Source organism: Erwinia pyrifoliae DSM 12163 (assembly GCF_000026985.1).
In the GTDB taxonomy this organism is placed as follows: Bacteria; Pseudomonadota; Gammaproteobacteria; order Enterobacterales; family Enterobacteriaceae; genus Erwinia; species Erwinia pyrifoliae.
In genome coordinates, this window is sequence record NC_017390.1 from 3,818,887 (window position 1) to 3,841,543 (window position 22,657).

Annotated in this window: 16 protein-coding genes and 1 pseudogene; 7 read left to right on the forward strand and 10 right to left on the reverse strand. The window is 52.4% G+C overall.

Annotated elements, in window-relative coordinates:
- Window positions 1-238: 238 nt before the first annotated feature.
- Both proP and ahr read left to right on the forward strand, forming a co-directional pair.
- On the forward strand, window positions 239-1,744 hold the full coding sequence (gene proP, locus EPYR_RS17465; protein ID WP_041474067.1) for a glycine betaine/L-proline transporter ProP: 1,506 nt from the start codon (window positions 239-241) through the stop codon (window positions 1,742-1,744).
- 263 nt (window positions 1,745-2,007) lie between these two features.
- On the forward strand, window positions 2,008-3,024 hold the full coding sequence (ahr, locus tag EPYR_RS17470) for an NADPH-dependent aldehyde reductase Ahr (protein ID WP_014539785.1): 1,017 nt from the start codon (window positions 2,008-2,010) through the stop codon (window positions 3,022-3,024).
- Window positions 3,025-3,193: 169 nt separating this feature from the next.
- Here ahr and EPYR_RS17475 read toward each other — a convergent pair whose 3' ends face one another.
- From EPYR_RS17475 to EPYR_RS17490, 4 genes are all read right to left on the reverse strand, one after another.
- Window positions 3,194-3,793, reverse strand: a complete 600-nt coding sequence (locus EPYR_RS17475; protein ID WP_015899143.1) for a helix-turn-helix transcriptional regulator — start codon at window positions 3,791-3,793, stop codon at window positions 3,194-3,196.
- 788 nt (window positions 3,794-4,581) lie between these two features.
- Entirely contained in the window at window positions 4,582-5,874 is a 1,293-nt protein-coding gene (locus EPYR_RS17480) for an NAD(P)/FAD-dependent oxidoreductase (RefSeq protein ID WP_014539790.1), read from the reverse strand.
- 20 nt (window positions 5,875-5,894) lie between these two features.
- Complete coding sequence (locus EPYR_RS17485) at window positions 5,895-6,317, reverse strand: RidA family protein (RefSeq protein ID WP_015899144.1); 423 nt, start codon at window positions 6,315-6,317, stop codon at window positions 5,895-5,897.
- A 17-nt stretch (window positions 6,318-6,334) separates the two neighbouring features.
- Window positions 6,335-7,474, reverse strand: coding sequence for a tyramine oxidase subunit B (locus EPYR_RS17490; protein WP_014542702.1), 1,140 nt, complete (start codon window positions 7,472-7,474; stop codon window positions 6,335-6,337).
- 177 nt (window positions 7,475-7,651) lie between these two features.
- Here EPYR_RS17490 and EPYR_RS17495 point away from each other — a divergent pair, with 177 nt between their 5' ends.
- The gene (locus tag EPYR_RS17495) at window positions 7,652-8,485 is read left to right on the forward strand and encodes a helix-turn-helix transcriptional regulator (protein WP_014539793.1); all 834 of its coding nucleotides are present in this window, start codon (window positions 7,652-7,654) and stop codon (window positions 8,483-8,485) included.
- Window positions 8,486-8,653: 168 nt separating this feature from the next.
- Window positions 8,654-9,194: pseudogene (locus EPYR_RS17500) on the forward strand (APC family permease); the annotation flags it as partial.
- A gap of 102 nt (window positions 9,195-9,296) precedes the next feature.
- On the opposite strand, the gene EPYR_RS17505 reads toward EPYR_RS17500, so the two are convergent.
- Complete coding sequence (locus EPYR_RS17505) at window positions 9,297-10,481, reverse strand: BaiN/RdsA family NAD(P)/FAD-dependent oxidoreductase (RefSeq protein WP_015899146.1); 1,185 nt, start codon at window positions 10,479-10,481, stop codon at window positions 9,297-9,299.
- A 241-nt stretch (window positions 10,482-10,722) separates the two neighbouring features.
- On the opposite strand from EPYR_RS17505, the gene pitA reads away from it, so the two are divergent.
- Window positions 10,723-12,222 carry an inorganic phosphate transporter PitA gene (gene pitA, locus EPYR_RS17510; RefSeq protein WP_015899147.1) on the forward strand — a complete coding sequence of 500 codons (1,500 nt, stop codon included), beginning with the start codon at window positions 10,723-10,725 and terminating at the stop codon, window positions 12,220-12,222.
- A 63-nt stretch (window positions 12,223-12,285) separates the two neighbouring features.
- Here the strand turns inward: pitA and uspB are convergent, their stop codons facing one another.
- Window positions 12,286-12,621: a universal stress protein UspB gene (gene uspB, locus EPYR_RS17515; protein WP_015899148.1), complete on the reverse strand. Its 336-nt coding sequence runs from the start codon at window positions 12,619-12,621 to the stop codon at window positions 12,286-12,288.
- Window positions 12,622-12,921: 300 nt separating this feature from the next.
- Between uspB and uspA the strand changes: the two genes are divergently transcribed.
- Window positions 12,922-13,362, forward strand: coding sequence for a universal stress protein UspA (gene uspA / locus EPYR_RS17520; protein ID WP_014539801.1), 441 nt, complete (start codon window positions 12,922-12,924; stop codon window positions 13,360-13,362).
- A 25-nt stretch (window positions 13,363-13,387) separates the two neighbouring features.
- On the opposite strand, the gene rsmJ is transcribed toward uspA, so the two are convergent.
- Window positions 13,388-14,140, reverse strand: a complete 753-nt coding sequence (gene rsmJ, locus EPYR_RS17525) for a 16S rRNA (guanine(1516)-N(2))-methyltransferase RsmJ (protein ID WP_015899149.1) — start codon at window positions 14,138-14,140, stop codon at window positions 13,388-13,390.
- A gap of 7 nt (window positions 14,141-14,147) precedes the next feature.
- Entirely contained in the window at window positions 14,148-16,205 is a 2,058-nt protein-coding gene (gene prlC, locus EPYR_RS17530) for an oligopeptidase A (protein ID WP_015899150.1), read from the reverse strand.
- Window positions 16,206-16,399: 194 nt separating this feature from the next.
- Here prlC and EPYR_RS17535 point away from each other — a divergent pair, with 194 nt between their 5' ends.
- A complete protein-coding gene (locus EPYR_RS17535) occupies window positions 16,400-17,221 on the forward strand; it encodes a CPBP family intramembrane glutamic endopeptidase (RefSeq protein ID WP_014539804.1) in 822 nt (273 codons plus the stop codon).
- A 266-nt stretch (window positions 17,222-17,487) separates the two neighbouring features.
- Here the strand turns inward: EPYR_RS17535 and EPYR_RS17540 are convergent, their stop codons facing one another.
- Together EPYR_RS17540 and EPYR_RS17555 are read right to left on the reverse strand one after the other, a co-directional pair.
- On the reverse strand, window positions 17,488-18,327 hold the full coding sequence (locus EPYR_RS17540) for a hypothetical protein (RefSeq protein ID WP_231844230.1): 840 nt from the start codon (window positions 18,325-18,327) through the stop codon (window positions 17,488-17,490).
- Between the two features lie 1,274 nt (window positions 18,328-19,601).
- Window positions 19,602-22,292, reverse strand: a complete 2,691-nt coding sequence (locus EPYR_RS17555) for a hypothetical protein (RefSeq protein WP_014539807.1) — start codon at window positions 22,290-22,292, stop codon at window positions 19,602-19,604.
- Between the last annotated feature and the right edge of the window lie 365 nt (window positions 22,293-22,657).

Genomic DNA, 22,657 nt, shown 5'->3' on the forward strand with positions numbered 1-22,657 from the left:
CCGGCTTATTGAAGCCGTAATGGGATGTTTCTTAGTGAAATTATGTCAGTGCACAAAGAAACGATATACTGATACCTGGCAGAGTGTGCTGCCGTGCTGTATTGGCGCGCGGCCAATGCCTGACGATGGCGCATTTTGCCGTTGGTTTTACTCGCGTGCACAGTCAGGTTAAAACACGGTGCCTGACCGATACGACGGGTTTTTAAACGGTAACACAGATAATGACAGGGTATTCTATATGAAATTACGTAGGAAGCGTGTTAAGCCTATCGGATTAAAGGACGTCACCATTATTGACGATGCCAGATTACGTAAGGCGATTACAGCTGCCTCATTGGGCAATGCCATGGAGTGGTTCGACTTTGGCGTTTATGGTTTTGTTGCCTACGCACTGGGGCAAGTTTTCTTCCCCGGCGCCGATCCAGGGACGCAGATGATTGCCGCCCTGGCAACCTTCTCCGTGCCCTTCCTGATCCGCCCGTTAGGCGGCCTGTTCTTTGGGTCGCTGGGGGATAAATACGGCCGCCAGAAAATACTGTCGATAACCATTATTATCATGTCGGTCAGTACGTTCTGTATTGGTTTAATCCCGTCTTATGCCTCGATTGGTATCTGGGCACCGATCCTGCTATTGCTGTGTAAAATGGCGCAGGGCTTCTCGGTGGGTGGTGAATATACCGGGGCTTCCATCTTCGTTGCTGAATACTCACCGGATCGCAAACGTGGCTTTATGGGCAGCTGGCTGGACTTCGGTTCCATCGCCGGATTTGTGCTGGGTGCCGGACTGGTGGTGCTGATTTCAGCGGTTATCGGTGAAGCGAGTTTCCTTGAATGGGGCTGGCGTATTCCGTTCTTCGTGGCGCTACCGCTGGGTATCATCGGGCTTTATCTGCGCCACGCGCTTGAAGAGACTCCGGCGTTCCAGCAGCATGTCGACAAGCTGGAAAAGGGCGATCGGGAAGGATTGGCCGATGGGCCGCAAGTCTCATTTAAAGAGATTGCCACTAAGCACTGGAAAAGCCTGCTGGCCTGCATCGGTCTGGTGATTGCCACCAACGTGACCTATTACATGCTGCTGACCTACATGCCGAGCTACCTGTCGCATAACCTCCATTATTCGGAAGATCATGGCGTGATGATCATTATCGCCATTATGTTGGGGATGCTGTTTGTGCAGCCGGTGATGGGCCTGATGAGCGACAAATTCGGTCGTCGCCCGTTTGTTATTATCGGCAGTATCGCGCTGCTGACGCTGTCAGTACCGTGCTTTATGCTGATCAACAGCGGCGTGATGGGTCTGATTTTTGCCGGGCTGCTGACGCTGGCGGTGATCCTTAACAGCTTCACCGGGGTCATGGCATCAAGCCTGCCGGCGATGTTCCCCACTCATATCCGCTACAGTGCGCTGGCCAGTGCCTTTAACATCTCGGTGCTGGTTGCCGGCCTGACGCCGACCGCTGCCGCCTGGCTGGTAGAAACGACCAGCAATTTGTATATGCCAGCTTATTATCTGATGGTCGTCGCGGTGATTGGTCTGGTAACCGGGATTATGATGAAGGAAACGGCCAATCTGCCGCTGCGTGGCGCTGCGCCTGCGGCTTCGGATATGGCTGAAGCGAAAGAGATCCTGCAGGAACATCACGATAATATCGAACATAAGATCGCAGATATTAACGAGCAGATCGCTGAGCTTGAAGCAAAACGCTCGCATCTTATTTATCAACATCCGCGTATCAACGAGTAACATTTCACCGAGGGGTACGGCGCGCTGTGCCCCCGTTCACAATGGGTACTGGTTCATGCAGCAGGCTATTTCGTGAACATGACCCTTGCTGCCTGTCCGCCGGAAACGACGACGAGTGATAGCAATTCAGTCTAACCGGATTGATTGGCTCACTTTTTCCACGGTTAATTGAGCAGTTATGGCTCTGCCTTCGCGAAAAAACCTTTTTATTTGCCTGAGCGACTACAATCTCCGCTGAAATCAAACCAGACATGAGGTATCAAATGAAAATCAAAAGCTATGCGGCAATGAAAGCCGGACAGGCGCTGGAATGGTACGAATTCGAAGCAGCGCCGCTGGCCGCAGAAGAAGTGGAAGTCGAAGTGGAATACTGCGGCGTCTGTTACTCCGATCTGTCGATGATCGATAATTCATGGGGTATTTCTCAGTATCCAACCATTGCCGGCCATGAAGTGATTGGGCGCGTTTCCGCTCTCGGTGCTGCGGCTAAAGATAAGGGTCTGTCGCTGGGCCAGCGCGTGGGTATTGGCTGGACGGCCAAAAGCTGCCAGCACTGTGATGCCTGTATTAACGGTGAGCAGGTTAACTGCGAACAGGGCAGTACGCCGACCGTACTGAACAACGGCGGCTTTGCCAACAAAACGCGTGCCGACTGGCAATGGGTCATTCCCCTGCCGGAAAGCCTTGACGCCGCCACTGCCGGCCCGCTGCTGTGCGGCGGCATTACGGTATTTAAACCGTTGCTGATGAGCAATATCACCGCCACCAGCCGCGTTGGCGTGATTGGCATTGGCGGCCTTGGCCATATTGCCATCAAGATCCTGCGTGCAATGGGTGCTGAAGTGGTCGCGTTCAGTTCCAACCCGGATAAAAAACAGTCAATCCTCAATATGGGTGCCGACGAGGTGGTCAACAGCCGCGACCCGGAAGCCCTTAAGGCGCTGGCCGGCCGCTTCGATCTGATCCTTAGCACCGTATCGGTCGATCTCAACTGGAAGCCGTATTTCGACGCGCTGGCACCAAAGGGCAAATTCCACACGGTGGGTGCGGTGATGAAGCCATTCCAGGTCGGCGCGTTTGATTTGATAGCGGGTGATAAAGCGGTGACGGGTTCCTCAACAGGTTCCCCTGGCCAACTGCGATCCCTGCTGAAGCTGGCATCGCGCCGTGATATCGCGCCGCAGGTTGAATTCTTCCCGATGTCGAAAATTAACGAGGCGCTGGACCATGTGCGCGCGGGTAAAGCCAACTTTCGCGTCGTGCTGAAAGCGGATTTCTGACCTTGCCTGGATGGCACAGGGCAAACAGTTAACTCAGGCTACCTGTGAAGCTGAATTAACGCCCGATGCCGGGCGACCTGCCAAGCCCAGGTCGTCCTGGCATATTTCGCCCGCCCGGCGCTGCCACCGCGATCCTCCTGCCGCGCCGTTTGAGAAGGACAAAGTGGCTTTATCCGGCGTGATTTAACTCATGCTGTTCTCTGCTGCATTGTGGCGACTCGCCATTTTGAATTTTGAGATAAAGAAAATTCAAAGAATGAGCCTTGTACTTATTTTTCATATTGTTGAGATGGGAATAAATCGTTTTATTACTGAGCATGAGCCGTGAAGCCATATTCGCAACGGATAAATTCTTAAACACCAACGCCCTGATTTTCTTTTCCATATTCGTCAATGAAATACCCTGTGACTTATCCTTATGGTGGATCAGCCCTGTTAGCCAGGTAGTACATTGACCTAAGGTGATTTTTCTTAGGGTTAACGTCCGTAACTGATGCACAAAATCAGCCATGCCCAGCCTGGCATCGATTAAAAAATTATTTTCATACGATTCGGATGAGACATTTGATAAATCTCCAATCAGGACAAAATAGTGGCCGCCAAATAAGTCTGAGAAAGTCATGACTCGCTTCAGGGCATCTTCGGGAGATGACAGATAGCGCATGTCGATAACGACCAGTTTTTCGCACCATTCCTTCATCTTACTTTCGTTTAAAATAGTTTTTTTCACTGCAAGTTCAAAATAAACACAGTCGCTAATAACGTGCATCAAAAAGCCCTTTTGCCATTTTTTAAAACGTCAATTAATCGGCGATTTCATTATGAAATGGAATAATTCAGAGCATTCTAAATTGCGGTAAAAAAGCAAACAACCACTTGGGAAAAAGATAATAAATTTTAATAAAAAAATAATAAGAAAGAATTAAACGCCTGTTTTATAAGTGAACCTTTAATAAAGTTAAAATCTTAAAATTATTAAAAAATAAGCTTAAGGCATTTAATGGAATTAGAATGTTAATTAGCGTAATTTTGGTCTTTTCCCGTGCTGGCTCCCCTGCTGTATAAAACACATTATCCGCTAAAAGGCTGCCGCAGAATGGTACAAACGTCATCATCGTTATGGATGAAAGGATTAGGATATCGCGGCATCCCGCAGAAATAATGCCATCATTTGCGTCCGTGTCGGATTATCCATACAGGTCACGTCACCCGATCCATTTTAAATTAACGTGCTGTTCTGCTAATGGGCTATATGATATCAGCCTGTTCATTGGGCATGTCAATATCAGCTATCGCTATCGGGGCAGCCGTTTCAATCAGTTAATGAGGATAACGTTTGAGTATCGCTTTCGCTCCGTCATCGGCCAAGGTTGCCCCTTAGCGCGGCGTGGATTTGCTGCCCGCTGGGCTGGCGTTATCCAGCCGCAGCGCGGTGGCGGCCATGGCTAACGATGCGCCTTTTGGACTTTCAACCGGTATCTGGACGCAGAATGCAGCGACGGCAGATAAAATAGTGACCAGCGTGGAAGCAGCCTGCGCGACTGGTCCAGGCTGCGATTAAAACCGCGTAAAACAATAGGGTTTTGGATCGATTATCGGCGTGTACGCGGAAACGATATCTGCCGCCAGCTGTCCGGCAGCCGGGGAAGTACCGAAACCATGTCCTGAAAAACCGGTCGCCAACGTCAGTCCCGGTATACGCGCTACCGGACCGATCACCGGGTTGGAGTCTGGGGTCACGTCAATCACTCCGGCCCAGGCATCGGCAATTTCGGCTTTCTCAAACGCCGGCCAGGCGCTGATCAGATTCGCCATCGCCTCGGCGTTCAAGGCTAAATTCGCTGGCGGGTTCATCATGCGTAAGCGTTCAAACGGTGAGCGTTGATTGGCGTGCCAGCGGCGCGGCATCGCCAAATCGCGAAGGAAATTTCTGCCAAGCGAAATGCGTAAAAAACTACGCTGGGCGCGCAGCTGCGCCAGATAACGCATCCCTATCAGCAGATGGTCCAATGTCAAAGAAGCGTCCAACGCGCCGCGCTGGGTAATAATAAAACCGCCGTCACAATGCTTGCGGAATGAGAAGTCCGGGGCGCCTACCGCTATCTCCGTCGGCCCCTCCATCGGCGTGGTACGCAGCACGGAACAGATCAGCGGCAGCGTGGGCAGTGAAATGCCGAGATTGCCGAGGAAACGTCGTGACCACAGCCCCCCGGCCAGCAGCACCTGCTCGCAGCGGATTTCACCTTTCTCCGTCACTACGCCACTCACCTTGCCGCCGGAGGTCACCAGCGAACGCACCGCGCAATTTTCTACTATCGTCACGCCCTTGGCGATTGCCGCTTTGGCAATCGCGCTGGAGGCCAGCGTTGGCTCCGCACGACCATCCGAGGGCGTAAAGATGCCGCCAGCCCAGGCGCCGCGCCCTCCGGGCACCCGTTGCGCAATTTGTCTTGCGCTCAGCAGGTGCGAATCCAGATTAAGATGTGCCACAGATTGCAGCCAGCCTTCATGCATCGCCATCTGCGCCTGGGTGCGGGCAATAAACATGATGCCCGCCTGACGATAACCGACATCGTAACCGGTGCGCTGCCGCATAGCTGCCCACAGGCGATCGGATGCCTGCGCCAGTGGAATATCTTCGGCTACACGACTGGTTTTGCGCACCCATCCGAGATTGCGCGAAGACTGCTCCCCCGCCAGCTGCCCTTTCTCCAACAGCACTACGGGGATATGACGTTCAGCCAGCGTCAATGCGGCCGTAAGCCCGACGATCCCGCCGCCAATCACCACAACCGTGGTGGCAGAGGAAAAGGTTGATGCCGTCTGAACCGGAGTGATTGCAGGAGCCATAGTGACCTTCTTAATCCGTGTTAAAGAGCGAGCGCGATTGTTTGCACGTCCGCCGTTGCCGCCCCGCGCCAGGCCGTCACCTCCAGCTCGACCTTATAGACGGTAGAGCCGAGCGGCGGGCAGGTAACAGTGGTTGCCGGGTCGACGCCGCGAAACTTCTCGCCAATAATCGCCATCACCGTGGGTACGTCGCGCGGGTCCTGAATAAACACCCGTGACATCACCACATCAGCAAGCGAAGCATCAACGGCAGCCAGCGCCTGCCCGATATTGGCAAACACCTGATGGGTCTGCTCGCTGACCTCCTCCGGAATGATTTTGGTCTGGGGATGGCGTCCGGCAGTATTGGAGACAAAAATCCAGTTATCCACTGCGACAAGACGCGAATAGCTCGCCTGCTCTTCCAGAACCGATCCTGTTTTTACTTTAGTTATGCGGGTCATCATGTTTTCCTGATGGGTTAACTTAATACCGGGGATTCCCAGAGGTTCAGCTTCACGCCGATGCCTTTTTCCAGCGCGTTGCGATACACCACGGTGCCCCAGGCGACGTCCTCAACCGGCATACCGCCGACCGACATGATGATAATCTCTTCGTCATTCAGACGACCGGGCGCATCACCGGCGATAATCTTGCCGATGTCTTCCAGCTGCTCATGGGTCATTTTCCCTTCCGCCACCATGTCCATAAAGCGCACGCCGATCACCGGGATAGTGTGGTGAGCAGGCTTTGGCACTTCTTCGAACCAGGCATGATAAAGCCCCGTATTGTCCAGCACCTTGCGCACATCAGCCTGTTCCATCCCCTCATCAATGTTGCACGACGCCGGCATGGCGAGGAACGCGCCGGGTTTCACCCATTCACGTTTCACCAGCGGATAAGTTGCCGGATCGCCTATTTCACCCGAATTGCAGTAGGTAACGATATCGGCGCCGCGCACTACCTCTTCGATACTGTCGACAATCTCGATGGAGGCGATCTGTGGATAAGTGACCGTTACCCAGGAGATAAAGGAATCCAGACTCTGTTTGCCGCGCCCTTTGACTTTAATCGTGTCGATCTCAGGACAAACGGCGATAAAAGCGGCAATCACGGTTTTACCCATAACGCCCGGCCCCAGCAGACCAACCACCTTCGAGTTTTTACGGGCCAGATGACGCGCGCCCACGCCGGGTATCGCGCCGGTACGGTACGCCGACAGCAGGTTGGCCGACATATGCGCCAGCGGTGCGCCGGTTTCCACATCATTCAGGGTGAACATCAGGATCGAGCGCGGTAGCCCCTTTTCGCGGTTAGCAATATTAGAGCCGTACCACTTCACCCCGGCGGTGCAGAAGCTGCCGCCGAGATAGGCCGGCATCGCCATTAAGCGGCGGTCGGCGGTGGGTTTTGGCATGGTCGGGAACGGGGAGTTTTCCGGGAATGTCACCATCGCGCCGTGCGAGTCATTATTTGAGCCAGCCATCCGGTAGTCCCCCTGCCAGAGCAGGCCAAACATCTCTTCCATGGTATCCACACAGGCTGGCATATCCGTTACCCCGGCGCGGATCATGTCCTGTTCTGAAAGATAGATAAAATCAATTTTAGTTGAGTCAGACATGCCGATTACCCCGTTAAGTGAGTGAGTTACTCTTATTAAACGCTGCGGTACGGATTGAAAATAACGGCCGGGAAGGCAGGCTGTATTGAAGATTTGCGACATGCGGCGATATCAGCGCGCTAAAAATGGCACCCGGATTGCATCACCAGTGAGTCATCCCACTTGCAGGACTTGCCTATGTCACACGCCATGCTCCCACTTTATCGTGCAGATATTCATCCCGAGCAGCCCTGGTTTGTCCTCAGCGCGGCGCAGCATTATTCGTTGATACCCGGTAGCCATCCGGCCATTTCCCACTTCTACAGTTTTGAAGTGGCCCCGTCAGCCAGCCTGACGCTGGCGGTGCCGGACGGCTGTGTGGATATCATTTTTGATTGTGATGCGGAGCGGCCCGTGGCAAGAGTCTGCGGCACTACGCTGGAAGCGCGTAGCGCCGAGCTGTTCTGCAACCACCGTTATTTCGGCGTACGCTTTGCACCCGGCGTGATGCCGGATTTTCTTGATATCACCGCATGCGAACTGACCGATGACGAATTTGATTTTTTTGATGTGGTGCCGGACGCGCGTCACGCCTGTGAACAAATCCTTAATACTCCGCTATTTTCGCAGCAGATCGCGTTGTTTAACACCTGGTTTACCCCTCGACTGGCGCGTAAATCTTCGGCGGTCACTCATTCAGTCGTGCGAACCATCATGCAGCATAAGGGGAATATCCGGGTTGAACAGCTGGCGGCATTAAGTGGCTATACCTGTCGCACCATCCAGCGCCAGTTTCGCCAGGACACCGGCATGTCGCCCAAGGCATTTGGCCGCATGATGCGCTGCCAGGCGGCGCTGAATAACCTTCACCTGCCCGGCAATCTGTCCTGCTCCGCCCTCGCGCTGGATCTGGGATTCAGCGACCAGTCTCATTTCCTGCGCGAGTTCAAGAAACTGGTCAGCACCACCCCGCTGGACTATCAGCGTCGCACGCTGCTGGCAGCCTGGAATGACCGTATTCGCTGCCACTGAACGCGAAAATTTAGCGCGTATCGGCACTAAAAAAGTGCACCTGTTGCCCCCCTGCCCTGTCCGATTTTTTCTATCCGCGCCTGTCGCTGCTGATAAATGATGCCGGTCTGTCTCGTGGCTCAGAACACCTCTTCCGGGTCTCTTTCACTGACCACTAAGGTGCTGGTCATGAGCAACGCGTCCGGTTTAAGAAAAAATACTCTTGGCTTATTTTTTCTGGTGTTCTTTGTTGTGGTTGCCGCTGACCGGCGTGGTCGGCAGGTTGCCGGCGGTCATTTTCACCGGTAACGGCGGCGGCATTCCCGTTATCTGTATCATGGCCTGTGCCATTCTGATGATTTTCTCGGTGGGCGATATTGCGATGAGCCGCCACGTCAGCGACGCGGGCGCTTTCAATACCTATATTTCAAAGGGGCTGGGCGAAAACTGCGGGGCTTCGGCATCCATCGTGGCGCTGATTGCCTGTTTTTCGGTAAAGACCGCCGTGGTGTCGATGCCTGGCTTCTTCACCCAGCTCTTTTTGCAGCAGCATCCCGGTACGCATGTTCCGTGGTGGATGCTCAGTATGCTGTTTGTGGTCATTGCCTGGGTGCCGGGCATTAAGCGGGTGGAGGTTGGCGGCAAACTGCCGGGCGTGCTGATTGCACTATCCGCGATGTCTGTCACCTTTATTCTGGTGGTTAATAATCTGCAGCGGCTTAGCGGTAGTGATTCAAAACGGGTAAGAACGATCCCGTGGTTTATCGCCATCAGCTGCGCAGAAGGCTATATGATGTCGATAAAGCGCCGGGTGCATAGCGCGGCGTGAGGGCTACAGCGCCTGTGCGCACGCCCAGGCCGAACTCCACGCCCACTGGAAGTTATACCCGCCCAGCCAGCCGGTGACATCGACCACTTCGCCAATAAAGTACAGCCCGGGCACATCGCGTGCTTCCATGGTTTTAGACGACAGCTGGCTGGTGTCCACGCCGCCAAGTGTGACTTCGGCTGTACGGTAGCCTTCGGTGCCGTTTGGCTGCACGCGCCACTGGTGCAGAGCGCTGGCCAATTCGCCCTGCTGGCGGCTGTTGAGCTGTTTAAGGGTACATTCCGGTATGATGCCCAGCAGCTGCAGGCACTCAACCAGGCGCTTCGGCAGCCGCTTAGCAAGGGTATTTTTCAGGCTTTGATTAGGATGAGCGTGACGCTCGTCATGCAGAAACGCATCAATATCCTGCGCGGGAGACAGGTTTACCGTAATCAATTCGCCCGGCTGCCAGTAGCTGGACAGCTGTAATACCGCCGGTCCTGACAGGCCGCGATGGGTAAACAGCAGCGCCTCTTTAAAAACCGTGCCGTCTTCAGCGGCGATGGTCGATGGCACCGACACGCCGGATAAGGCCTGCAACTGTTCCAGCAAGGGTTTATGCAGGGTAAACGGCACCAGTCCGGCGCGGGTGGGGAATACCTTCAGGCCAAACTGTTCTGCTACTTTATAGCCGAACGGTGATGCGCCCAGGCCCGGCATCGACAAGCCGCCGCTGGCGATCACCAGTTTCCCGGCCCGAACCTCTGCGCCGTTCAGCTGTAGCCTGTAGCCGCCATCATCGCGTGTGAGTTCAACGACCTCACTACGCAGACGCAACGTCACCTGCCCGTCCGCACACTCTTTCAGCAGCAGATCGACCACCTGCTGCGCCGAGTCATCACAAAATAGCTGGCCGAGGGTTTTCTCATGCCAGCTAATACCATGGCGATTCATCAGGTCGATGAAGTCCCACTGGGTATAACGCGCCAGCGCAGATTTGCAAAAATGCGGGTTTTGCGACAAATAGGCCGCCGGTTCGGTGTAGAGGTTGGTAAAGTTGCAGCGCCCGCCGCCTGACATCAAAATCTTACGTCCGGCCTTTTTGCCATTATCGATCAGCAGCACGCGCCGCCCCTTTTGCCCGGCCTGAGCCGCGCAGAACAGGCCAGCCGCACCGGCGCCAATTACGATAACGTCAAACTTCTCCACCACACACTCCGTCCAGGCCGTCAAAACGCTGATTGTAGTGAGTTGAAGGCGTGGTTACCAGCTTCACGCCAAAACAGCGACAAAACATTTTTTTAACTTTTTGATTTAGAAATAATTCCAATGGATAATGTCACTTTACTGACGCATTAATGTCAAAAAAAGTCTATATTTCACTTTCCCCGGGTGCGGTTTGTCGCTGATAATGCGCCGCGTTCATGTCCTCAAAAATGGCGTAACGCTTATGCTACATCTGTTTGCTGGTCTCGATCTCAATACCGGCCTGTTATTGATACTTGCTCTGCTGTTTGTCTTGTTCTACGAAGCCATCAATGGTTTCCATGACACGGCCAACGCGGTGGCAACCGTCATCTATACTCGTGCAATGCGATCGCAGTTAGCGGTCGTTATGGCGGGAGTATTCAATTTCTTTGGCGTGCTGCTGGGCGGCTTAAGCGTGGCTTACGCTATTGTCCATCTGTTACCCACCGATCTCCTGCTTAACGTAGGGTCTGCGCACGGTCTGGCTATGGTCTTCTCCATGCTGCTTGCCGCTATCATCTGGAACCTCGCCACCTGGTATTTCGGCTTACCGGCTTCCAGTTCCCATACTCTGATTGGTGCCATCATTGGTATTGGCCTCACCAACGCGCTGCTGACGGGTACCTCGGTGGTGGATGCGCTGAATATCCCTAAAATGATCGGTATCTTTATGTCGCTGGTTATTTCACCGATTGTCGGCTTAGTGATTGCGGGCGGGCTGGTGTTTATTCTGCGTCGATGCTGGAGTGGCAATAAAAAACGGCGGCGTATTCATATGACGCCGGCAGAACGCGAAAAGCTCGACGGCAAGAAAAAGCCGCCGTTCTGGACCCGGATCGCACTGATTGTCTCGGCGATTGGCGTGAGCTATTCGCACGGCGCTAACGATGGTCAAAAAGGGATCGGCCTGATTATGCTGGTGCTGATCGGCGTTGCGCCAGCAGGTTTCGTGGTCAATATGAATTCCAGCGGTTATGACATCACCCGCACTCGCGATGCGGTCAACCACCTGGAGCAGTATTACCAGCAGCATGCCTCTTCCCTGAAGCAGGTTATCCAGATGTCACCCCCTACGCTGCCAACGCCAGAAGAACAGAAATCCGGGCCGCATGACTTCCACTGTGATGCGGCACGCGCTTTACCTGCTATTCATCTGGCACAGGGGCTGTTGAACAATCTCTCCAGCTACGATGCTCTGAACGTGGAGCAGCGCAGCCAGCTACGCCGCCTGCTGATGTGCATTTCAGACACCGCAGAAAAAGCGGCCAGGCTGCCGGGAACCCCGTCTGACGACAAACGTTTCTTGACCAAGCTGAAGGGCGATCTGCTGAATACCGTGGAGTATGCCCCGGTATGGATTATTGTTGCCGTGGCGTTAGCGCTGTCGCTGGGAACCATGGTTGGCTGGCGTCGTGTTGCTACCACCATCGGTGAGAAAATCGGCAAGAAAGGCATGACGTATGCTCAGGGGATGTCGGCGCAGATGACGGCGGCGGTATCTATTGGCGTGGCCAGCTATACCGGAATGCCGGTATCGACTACCCATGTTCTCTCCTCCTCCGTAGCCGGCACCATGCTGGTTGATGGCGGTGGCGTTCAGGGGCGCACCATTAAGAACATCCTGCTGGCGTGGATCTTTACCCTACCAATCTCGATTTTGCTTTCAGGTGTGCTTTACTGGCTGGCGTTAAAGCTGATTTAACCCGGAAACTCACCGCACCAGGATGCCAGTCGCTGCAGTGACTGGCATTTTTATTCACGGGGGTTAGTGCCAGATGACCAGCCCAATCAGGGCGATCGCCACCAGCCCACAAAGCGCGCTGGTTAACATAAATTGCCCACGTAGCCGCTGGCAGCGGCGGATAAACTCGTCATCGTGGTGGTCAAGATAGCGCTGCGCCCAGATATAGCCTATCAGCCGCACCTGCTTGCCCGGCTGGCCGTGAGAAGTAAAGAAACCGGCCCCATCCACATACTGATAAAGCAGCGGATCGCAGCCGCGAAGCACCACCAGCAGAGCACGCAGAGAAGAGTAATAGCGTGCCATATTTATCACACAGACGACACAAATAGCCCAGAATAGCGCAACGGTGCTGATCATCATCTCCCTCCCGGCCATTCATCGCGCAAATGCGTGGAACACCTGCCGATGACTCCGCCTACCCTCATTATTGAGATTCTTGTTGCAAAGCGCTCGGCGGTATAAAACAGTGCCTGCTACCCTCACTATTCAGTGTAGGAGATCTGCTTAATTTTTTTCCAGCGTGATGTCCCTATTCGCAATGAAATAGTTGAAGGGTAATATTGCTTTCGTCTGCGTAAAGGCGGCCGTAAGCCACAACAATTGGCAACATTTTTCGCTATACTGCCTGTCAGCACTTACGCGCAAAGGAGTATTTATATGTCCTACAAACACATTCTGATTGCCGTCGACCTTTCACCTGAAAGCAAGCTGCTGGTCGGCAGAGCCGTATCAATGGCGCGCCCCTACAACGCCAAAGTCTCACTGATCCACGTTGATGTGAACTATTCAGATCTGTATACCGGGCTGATTGACGTTAACCTCGGCGATATGCAGAAGCGGCTTTCGCAAGAGACGCACAGCGCCCTGACAGAGCTTTCGGCCAGCGCTGGTTATCCGATTGCGGAAACCTTAAGCGGCAGCGGCGACCTTGGCCAGGTGCTGGTCGACGCCATCAAGCAGTATCAGGTGGATTTAGTGGTTTGCGGCCATCACCAGGATTTCTGGAGCAAACTGATGTCCTCGGCGCGCCAGCTGATTAACACCATCCATGTTGATATGTTGATCGTTCCATTGAATGACGACGATGACGACGACTAGCCCAGGCATGGCGGGGTCGTCGGCCTCACCGGGCTAGCGGGGCATAAATATCAAAGCGGTGGCTTTTGGTGTTTACCGCGTTTGGCGTATTAAGACCCGCTAACGGCGGCGCGTAGCCCGGGCGTTTCACCACTACGCGCTTCTTCGCCAACGTTCGCGCTGGCTGCAACAGCCCGTCCGCATCGTCATCGGCTCCCACCAGCGACTGAAACACGCGCATCTCTTTTTTCACCAGCGCACTTTTCTGCTTATGCGGGTACATCGGGTCAAGATACACCACGTCCGGCGGCGGGGTGATATCGCTGAGCGCCAACAGGCTGGAAGCGTGCAGCAGCGTCAGCCTTTCGCGCAGCCAGGGGCCGATCTCAATATCGGCATAGCCACGGCGTAAACCATCATCGAGCAGCGCCGCCACCACCGGGTTGCGTTCCAGCATACGTACCCGGCAGCCGAGCGCCGCCAGCACAAAGGCATCTCGCCCCAGCCCCGCCGTGGCATCAACCACATCCGGCAGATAGCCGCTTTTCATGCCAACGGCTTTTGCCACCGCTTCGCCCCGGCCACCGCCAAATTGACGTCGATGCGCCATCGCTCCGCTGACAAAATCAACAAATATGCCGCCGAGTTTAGGCTCATCACGCTTGCGCAGTTCGAGATGCCGTGGCGTCAGAACCAGCGCCATCGGCGCGCTGTTATCGTGTTGCAGCTGCCAGCGGGCGGCTAAAACAGATAAGGCGCCGTCTCCGGCGCCTGATTCATCTAACAAACAGATGTTCACTGATGGCTTATCCTTTGCTGCCCTGTTCTTTAATTCCGTAGTGTTCCAGCATCGCATCCAGCTTTGGTTCACGACCACGGAAACGGCGGAACAGCGCCATTGGCTCTTCGGAACCGCCGCGCGTCAGAATATTGTCCAGGAAGGACTGCCCGGTTTCACGGTTAAAGATGCCCTCCTCTTCGAAGCGCGACCAGGCATCGGCCGCCAGTACGTCGGCCCACAGATAGCTGTAGTAACCTGCCGCGTAGCCTCCGGCGAAGATATGGCTAAAGGCATGTGGGAAACGGCCCCATTCTGGTCCAGGCATCACGGCAACCTGTTTTTTAATCTCTTTCAGCATATCCAGGATCTGCGCACCTTTAGCCGGGTCAAACTCGGCGTGCAGGCGGAAGTCGAACAGGCCGAATTCCAGCTGACGGAGGATAAACAGCGCCGCCTGATAGTTCTTCGCCGCCAGCATTTTATCCAGCAGCTCCTGCGGCAGCGGTTCGCCCGTCTCATAATGACCGGAGATAAACGCCAGCGCTTCCGGCTGCCAGCACCAGTTTTCCATAAACTGGCTTGGCAGCTCGACGGCGTCCCAGGGGACGCCGTTAATGCCGGAGACGCCGGGGGTTTCAATGCGCGTCAGCATATGGTGCAGGCCGTGGCCAAACTCATGGAACAGGGTGGTCACTTCATTATGAGTGAACAGTGCAGGTTTGCCGCTGACCGGGCGGTTAAAGTTGCAGGTCAGGTAAGCTACCGGTTTCTGCAGGCTGCCATCGGCTTTGCGCATTTGGCCAACGCAGTCATCCATCCACGCCCCGCCGCGCTTGTTCTCGCGCGCATACAGGTCAAGGTAGAAGCTGCCGCGCAGCTCGCCGCTTTCGTCGAACAGGTCGAAGAAACGCACGTCCACATGGTAAATGTCAACATCGTGACGCTCTTTGGCGGTAACACCATAGATGCGTTTCACCACTTCAAACAGGCCGCCAAGCGCACGCTGTTCCGGGAAGTACGGGCGCAGCTGCTCATCGCTGATGGCGTACAGGTGCTGCTTCTGTTTTTCACCAAAGTAGGTCAAATCCCAGGGCTGAAGTTCCTCAATGCCGTACTCTTTTTTCGCAAAGGCGCGCAGCTGGGCCAGCTCTTGCTCCGCCTGTGGACGGGCGCGCTTCGCCAGATCGCTCAGGAAATCGGTCACCTGCGCCGGGTTTTCTGCCATTTTGGTCGCCAGCGACTTGTCGGCGTAAGAGGCAAAACCGAGCAGTAGAGCCAGTTCATGGCGCAGCGCCAGTTCCTCTGCCATCACCGCGCTGTTGTCCCACTTGCCGGCGTTAGGCCCTTGATCGGAAGCACGGGTGGAATAGGCGCGGTACAGCTCTTCGCGCAGCGCCTGATTGTCGCAGTAGGTCATCACCGGCAGGTAGCTTGGGATATCCAGCGTCAGCAGCCAACCTTCCTGCTCTTTGGCTTCCGCCTGGGCTTTCGCCGCCGCCAGCGCGCTTTCCGGCAGACCGGAAAGCTCACTTTCATCAGCAATCAGTTTGCTCCAGCCCATAGTGGCATCAAGCACATTGTTGCTGTAGGTGGAGCCGAGTTCGGACAAACGTGCGGCGATCTCGCCATAGCGCTGCTGCTTCTCTTTAGTCAGCCCGATGCCGGAAAGCTCAAAATCTCGCAGAGCGTTATCCACCGCTTTTTTCTGCGCAATATCCAGAGCCGCATAGTTGCCGCCCTCTTTCAGATCGCGATAAGCCTGATACAACCCTTCATGCTGCCCAACCCAGGTGCTGTACTCCGATAGCAGCGGCAGCGTTTGTTCGTAGGCCTGGCGCAGTTCCGGGCTGTTTTTCACCGAGTTAAGATGGCTAACCGGTGAAAACAGACGGCTAAGATGGTCATCCACTTCCGCCAACGGCTGCACCAGATTATCCCAGCGGTAAGGAGCGCCCTGAGCCACAACCTCCTCCACCACTGACCGGCTTTTATCCAGCGCCTCTGTCACGGCAGGCACCACATGTTCAGGTTTAATCGCGGAGAAAGGGGGAAGCGTAAAAGAGGAGAGTAACGGGTTGGTCATAGCGCAGTCCTGTATTCGTTGTATGGGCAATTTGACTAAGATGGGGGCAAATACGGTGAAAATCAATGCTCCATCGCGCAAGCGCCCTTAATCAATTGTCTGTCGCACTTTACGATTTGCCACTCATCAGGAGGCATTGCATACTGCCACGTTCTTAAATCCTCATAACCTCATAATAAACAGGGAGTGTAACTATGTGGTATGTTTTGGCAGCCTCACTGCTGCTGCTGCCGCTGTATCTGCGCGGTGCACTGGTGCTAATGCTGGTTGCGCTGGGGCTGGCTATCAGTCACCAGACATTGTCCATGCCCGCTATCGCCGCGCTGGCGTTAATCGGCATCGTTGCTATTTATCGCAGCCGGCAAAAAAAGCCCGGGCCATTGCCTTTGGCCGGTGAAATGATTCTGGTCGCCAGCGCTGTCGCTCTGATGCTGCATCTGATCCCCGGCTTTCATAACCTGGCGATCGTTTCCGGCGTGCAGGCCGGGCCGCAGAGTGCGCCGTTCACTTTTTACTACAATCTTGATAAAGCCCTGATCCCGTTCTTGCTGTTGGCCTGCCTGCCCAGCCTGTTACAGCACCCGGCAAAGCCCCCGGCTAACCGCGTGTGGTGGCTGGTGCTGGTGATGTCGATACCGCTGCTGCTGCTGGCCGCCACCCTCGCCGGGGGACTGAAAGTAGAGCCGCATCTGCCCGAGTGGCTGGGCGCATTTATGCTGGCCAACCTGTTTTTTGTCTCGATGGCGGAAGAAGCGCTGTTCCGTGGCTACCTTCAACAGCGGCTGAGCAACCTGCTCGGCGACAGGCCAGCCCTGCTGATTGCTGCGCTGTTATTCGGCTGCGCGCATTTCTCTGGCGGGCTGTTGCTGGTCATGTTTGCCACGCTCGCCGGGCTTGTCTATGGCCTGGCATGGATGTGGAGCGGACGACTATGGGTCGCCACCCTGTTGCATTTTGCTTTTAATATGCTGCATCTGCTGTTCTTCACCTATCCGGTGCTACAGCGGCCGGGCTGATCGCCCGTTGATGAGGGAAACGCCTGTGCCGACCAAAAGCGACATGCCTGCCCCACAACCGCTGGCAAAGTGATTGCTTACAGGGTTCATTTCATGGCATTAAGTGGATAACGGTTAACGTCAAAGTGAAAGAATAACCGGGAGCTGGGGCAGCCTGAAGGCTGCCCCAAATATCGCTGTTGCAGCCTTACATTGACGATGCCGGTCAATGACAACTTTTGCCTTCAGTAACAGGCGGTTGGACGCATCGGGTCATACTGCTTGCATTATCGTGCATTTTTCGAATTCATAGCTGCCATTATCAATGAGGGGGATTTAAGCGTTTCGAACTCCTTCGACCCGCTACGAACCTTCTGTAGCCAGATTGCAAAACTTCGACTCAGGCGGGAACGGCGACTCTCTGGATTTTTTGTGTCTGTAAGGTCACTTATCACGCTCGTAGTTCCACTGGATTTTTCGGCCCCCTTCACCCCCTCACGCATCTCCCGAAGAAAGGCTGAATTAATGCGTACCTGTGCCAACCCAGTTGATTGGCCTTTACCCAGGCTGGTAGCCATACCCTGCTGGGAAACCGACGTACTGACTTGCTGCTGACCCCTTGCAGGGTGCTGTTCGCCATCGGTCACTTTCACATTTCCCAGGTTAACTCCCACGGTAGCCTGCCGTGGCAAGGCCGGGGACACCTCCGGCCGCTTTAGTCCACTTTGACTCAGGCCGGAACTGCTACTCACTGGCATTTTTTGGTTTAAAAAGTTATATATTCTGCTCGTACTTCCATTGGAATTTTTAAACTGATTCGACCCCTTATGAATCTCCTGTGGCAAGGCTGGAGAGATGGGTTTCTTTGCCGACTGCGTTGGCTGGCCTTTACCCAGGCTGGCAGCCATACCCTGCGGGAGAACCTCCGACTGCTTTAGTCCACTTTGACTCAGGCCGGAACTGCTACTCACTGGCATTTTTTGGTTTAAAAAGTTATATATTCTGCTCGTACTTCCATTGGAATTTTTAAACTGATTCGACCCCTTATGAATCTCCTGTGGCAAGGCTGGAGAGATGGGTTTCTTTGCCGACTGCGTTAGTTGGCCTTTATCCAGGCTGGCAGCCATACCCTGCGGGAGAACCTCCGGCCGCTTTAGTCCACTTTGACTCNGGCCGGAACTGCTACTCACTGGCATTTTTTGGTTTAAAAAGTTATATATTCTGCTCGTACTTCCATTGGAATTTTTAAACTGATTCGACCCCTTATGAATCTCCTGTGGCAAGNCTGGAGAGATGGGTTTCTTTGCCGACTGCGTTAGTTGGCCTTTANCCAGGCTGGCAGCCATACCATGCGGGGGAGCCTCCGACTGCTTTTGCCCACTTTGACTCAGGCCGGAACTGCTACTCACTGGCATTTTTATTGCCTGTAAAGTCATATGTTACGCTCGTACTTCCACTGAATGTTTCGGCCTTCTTCAACCCCCCACAAATCTCCCGAAGAAAGGCTGAATTGTCCTGTGCCGACTCAGTTGATTGGCCTTTACCCAGGCTGGCAGCCATACCATGCGGGGGAGCCTCCGACTGATTTAGACCACTTTGACTCAGGCCGGAACTGCTACTCACTGGCATTTTTTGGTTTAAAAAGTTATATATTCTGCTCGTACTTCCATTGGAATTTTTAAACTGATTCGACCCCTTATGAATCTCCTGTGGCAAGGCTGNAGAGATGGGTTTCTTTGCCGACTGCGTTAGTTGGCCTTTATCCAGGCTGGCAGCCATACCCTGCGGGGGAACCTCCGACTGCTTTTGCCCACTTTGACTCAGGCCGGAACTGCTACTCACTGGCATTTTTATTGCCTGTAAAGTCATATGTTACGCTCGTACTTCCACTGAATGTTTCGGCCTTCTTCAACCCCCCACAAATCTCCCGAAGAAAGGCTGAATTGTCCTGTGCCGACTCAGTTGATTGGCCTTTACCCAGGCTGGCAGCCATACCCTGCGGGGAAAGATCCCTGGCAGAGTGCTGTCCGCAATCGGTCACTTTAACATTATGCAGTTTAGACAGCACCCCCCTCACGTTGGAACCGACGTTTCCCTGAACGAAACCACCCGCTGTATAAACACAATGACTGGCTATCCTTGACAAAAGCATAATAAGACTCCTTTCAATTTATCTAATATCAGCACCCTGAATATAAAAGGCATACTCCCAACATCCTTCCCGCCGGGTATTCATGCGGCTAACGCAATAACACAACGGTTTCCTGGCAAATCCACAGTGACAGACAACCCATACAGAGCCTTGTTTCTGGGTAACAGCCGACCACGCATGCTCTGAATCAGAGCCATAAAATGCTGGGCTGCCTGACTGCGAAAAAGCCCGCTAAATTTTTTCAAGCGATCAGTAAAGGAATTTCAATCTACTTTCTATAGTAAACGGCGTTATATCGGCTTCATGCCGATATAAAAAACTAATATCCCCCAAACGCTCATCGTACGATATTTCATTCTTGCTCAAGAAGTAAATGATTGAAAGTGGAACTGTCGCCGTCTCGTGGCTTAACGTCCCTAATCGTCGAAGTTCCAGTCTTTTTAATCGCAAGCCATGAGGGCTATTCGCGGAATAATGTCCGATCGTCTCGTAGTGAGAAATCAAGGTTATCATACAAGATTTCCCCAAGCTCATTCTTTCTTGCTGCGAGACAGCGTTTTTTATTGCATAAATTTTCTTCATCATTGAGTTAACGATCCCTTCATATTTGGCCACCTGCTCTAACGTAAGCCCTTTCCGCGCCGACGAGCCGTCAACCAGGGTGAGGAAAAATGGGATATTGTTAAGTTCACTGATATTATATTTTTGGCTATAATATTCTTTGATGTCTTTTTCGCTGTCTGACTTTATGTTGCCACTCGGTTTTAAATGCTTCATCACCACGTTATCCCACCGCGCCCCGCCATGCTCAGTCCTGAACTGCTGGATAACTGCAGACTCTTCTGTTAAGGGTAACGGGACACATAAAACCGGTTCTCCACTGTAAATAGCAACAGGCATGATCTTTGTTTCTTTAAAAATATCCAGCTCAGGATTCATGAGCACGGCGTTATATTGATTAATTCTGGTGATATTATCATTTTTATCGACGATCAGTTGCGAGGTTGACCTCGCTTTTAGCACCTCTAAAGCAAGTCTGGCACCCAGCGCAGTGCGGGGCACCACTAAATAAGTGTTTGGATTAGCCATTCCACCCACTTCTAACCTTAGTTCAGACTTAGCTTCAAGCATTATGACAAACTCTTTTTCCTTCAGCTCAGTCAACTCTGACTGGCTAATAATATATTTTTTTAATCCTGGATCTATGGCCCCCTTATCAAACTGTCTCATGAACAGGATGAAATCATTGTTCGACAGGCGGAAAGTAAAATCCTTTTTATCAGACAATTGAGTGGCAATAATGAGATTTGCTTCAGCAGGTAGTACCGTCATATAGTCCAGACCGTGAAAACCGAGCAATGTCCTCTCTAATCCCTGCCCCGTTCCCACAAGACCGGTGACTCCGCGTTGAAACTGATGAGTGAATGTGAGTTTAATACTGTCTTGATCCGTTCTTGACAGGGATAAACTGTGACTAAAGGAGATCCCACCAAGAATGCCAGCGAACCAACCCGGACAGAACGGTATTCCGCCAGAGGCAATGCCAAAAAAACCAGATACCCGCTCGGAACTTGTTATATGAATGGTATCTTTCACATGCAGTTTCTGGCTCAATTCTGTCAGGGCATCAGATAAACCCAATTTTTGCCTGTGGCCTAACGCATCATTGAGTACGCCAGATACTTTTTTTCCCCATGATGTTAAAAATTCCAGCCTGGATTCAAATGACGGATTCCCGTATTCACCACGATGACGGGGTTGACCTGAATTAATATGGGTTATCATACCTGATGTTGTTGAGTAAATCCCACCTATACCTATGTCCAATCCTTTAGCCACGTCAATTGCTGCCTGGATATTCCTGCCCTCCGCTTTTTTTAAGCTGGCTTCCTTGAAATTAAATCTTGAATTATTTGCAACAGAGGAGAATAAAGGAATACGTCTGGCACTGAAGTTCCCCCTACGGTCTGAAGAAAAGGGTTGTCCGGCATGATATTTTTCATGCGGATCGCTGCCCAAACGAGAAGAGAAAATTTGCGGGGGCTTGTGACTGAGTTTCCTTGCGAAGGAATCATCTAAAGAAATATGCATTGGGTTAAGATAGTAAATTCTGCACTTATTTCCTGACATGACGGCGATCTGCAATTCATTTATTGCTCTTTTGATATTTATAATCTTATATTTATTTTTCAATGGTAGCTTAATTTCAGCATATCCGCTTGAGAAATCGGATGCGTTGCCGGCCTCCTGGATTATTTTAGCCCATAGCTTCCCTGCACCATAACTGAATGATATCAGTGTGTCATTGTCTGTTTTAAACACCAGTTTATCACGTTCATCCTTTATCTCATCAAGGAATGCTAATGATACGTATTGCCCTTCTATATCTTCCTGACTTGAGGCGGGCTTTATTTCAATTGAACAGACCTTTCCGGTGTATTTTTCTTCACCTGTCAGAATGCCACTCTCGTTAACATAAATGCGACTCAACTTGATGCCACATTGAAAATCAGTCAGCGCAGCCGTGTAGTATTCATAACCTCCATTTAACTTTTTATATAGCCCTTCAATCAGATTGAAACTCTTTCCCTTAATTAAAAGCAAGTACCCGTCATCACCTATCGTCATTCCCAGATTACTCGTGGGGAACCCTGCAACCATACCGCAATACACATATTTCTCTACGCTAAGATGGGATAACCCGGGCAACAGCTTATACTCTACTTTACATAAGGTCTTGTCAGGAAGATAACTGACGATCTGATTTAATTCCTTGCTGGCTTTAACTCTCTTTAGCTTCCCGGGAGTGTTTTCTACATGATTAATGCAATTCAATAGCACGTTATTATCTATGCCGGTTAATGAGCATCTTCGTTCATTTTTTATTTTTCTCAGATCTACAGAAGATTTATCATCAGAGCAAAAAGGATCAACTTTCATATAGTTACCTTTATTTTATTATTGAATAATGCCTTATCCTTTTCACATTACAATTCAATTCCCGTTGATAAAACGCGTGAAGATATTTTCTAAATATAGCGTTCCATCCTGATTTTTTGTTATTCAGATTATTCTCTATCCTGCTATTGATACAGCACAGCCGGTTTTGGTTAACTCAAGGCCGTTTACCCGGTAAAAGCGAAAGAACGGCAGCCCATCCGGCAGCCATCCCTGATATAATCCCTCGCCTTAAAAGGTTCTCATGCTTTTTCCTGCATCCGCTGCTGTGCGCCGTTCTGTGGGTAATCCGTGGGGTAATAATTGTGAAAATTGATTCACCATCAATTAAAACCTTATAAATTCAA

Excerpts from the sequence above, each read along its gene's own strand:
- proP (WP_041474067.1), top strand. The coding sequence starts at position 239 with ATGAAATTACGTAGGAAGCGTGTTAAGCCTATCGGATTAAAGGACGTC.
- ahr (WP_014539785.1), top strand. The coding sequence starts at position 2,008 with ATGAAAATCAAAAGCTATGCGGCAATGAAAGCCGGACAGGCGCTGGAA.
- EPYR_RS17475 (WP_015899143.1), bottom strand. The coding sequence starts at position 3,793 with ATGCACGTTATTAGCGACTGTGTTTATTTTGAACTTGCAGTGAAAAAA.
- EPYR_RS17480 (WP_014539790.1), bottom strand. The coding sequence starts at position 5,874 with ATGGCTCCTGCAATCACTCCGGTTCAGACGGCATCAACCTTTTCCTCT.
- EPYR_RS17485 (WP_015899144.1), bottom strand. The coding sequence starts at position 6,317 with ATGACCCGCATAACTAAAGTAAAAACAGGATCGGTTCTGGAAGAGCAG.
- EPYR_RS17490 (WP_014542702.1), bottom strand. The coding sequence starts at position 7,474 with ATGTCTGACTCAACTAAAATTGATTTTATCTATCTTTCAGAACAGGAC.
- EPYR_RS17495 (WP_014539793.1), top strand. The coding sequence starts at position 7,652 with ATGTCACACGCCATGCTCCCACTTTATCGTGCAGATATTCATCCCGAG.
- pitA (WP_015899147.1), top strand. The coding sequence starts at position 10,723 with ATGCTACATCTGTTTGCTGGTCTCGATCTCAATACCGGCCTGTTATTG.
- uspB (WP_015899148.1), bottom strand. The coding sequence starts at position 12,621 with ATGATCAGCACCGTTGCGCTATTCTGGGCTATTTGTGTCGTCTGTGTG.
- uspA (WP_014539801.1), top strand. The coding sequence starts at position 12,922 with ATGTCCTACAAACACATTCTGATTGCCGTCGACCTTTCACCTGAAAGC.
- prlC (WP_015899150.1), bottom strand. The coding sequence starts at position 16,205 with ATGACCAACCCGTTACTCTCCTCTTTTACGCTTCCCCCTTTCTCCGCG.
- EPYR_RS17535 (WP_014539804.1), top strand. The coding sequence starts at position 16,400 with ATGTGGTATGTTTTGGCAGCCTCACTGCTGCTGCTGCCGCTGTATCTG.
- EPYR_RS17540 (WP_231844230.1), bottom strand. The coding sequence starts at position 18,327 with ATGGCTGCCAGCCTGGATAAAGGCCAACTAACGCAGTCGGCAAAGAAA.
- EPYR_RS17555 (WP_014539807.1), bottom strand. The coding sequence starts at position 22,292 with ATGAAAGTTGATCCTTTTTGCTCTGATGATAAATCTTCTGTAGATCTG.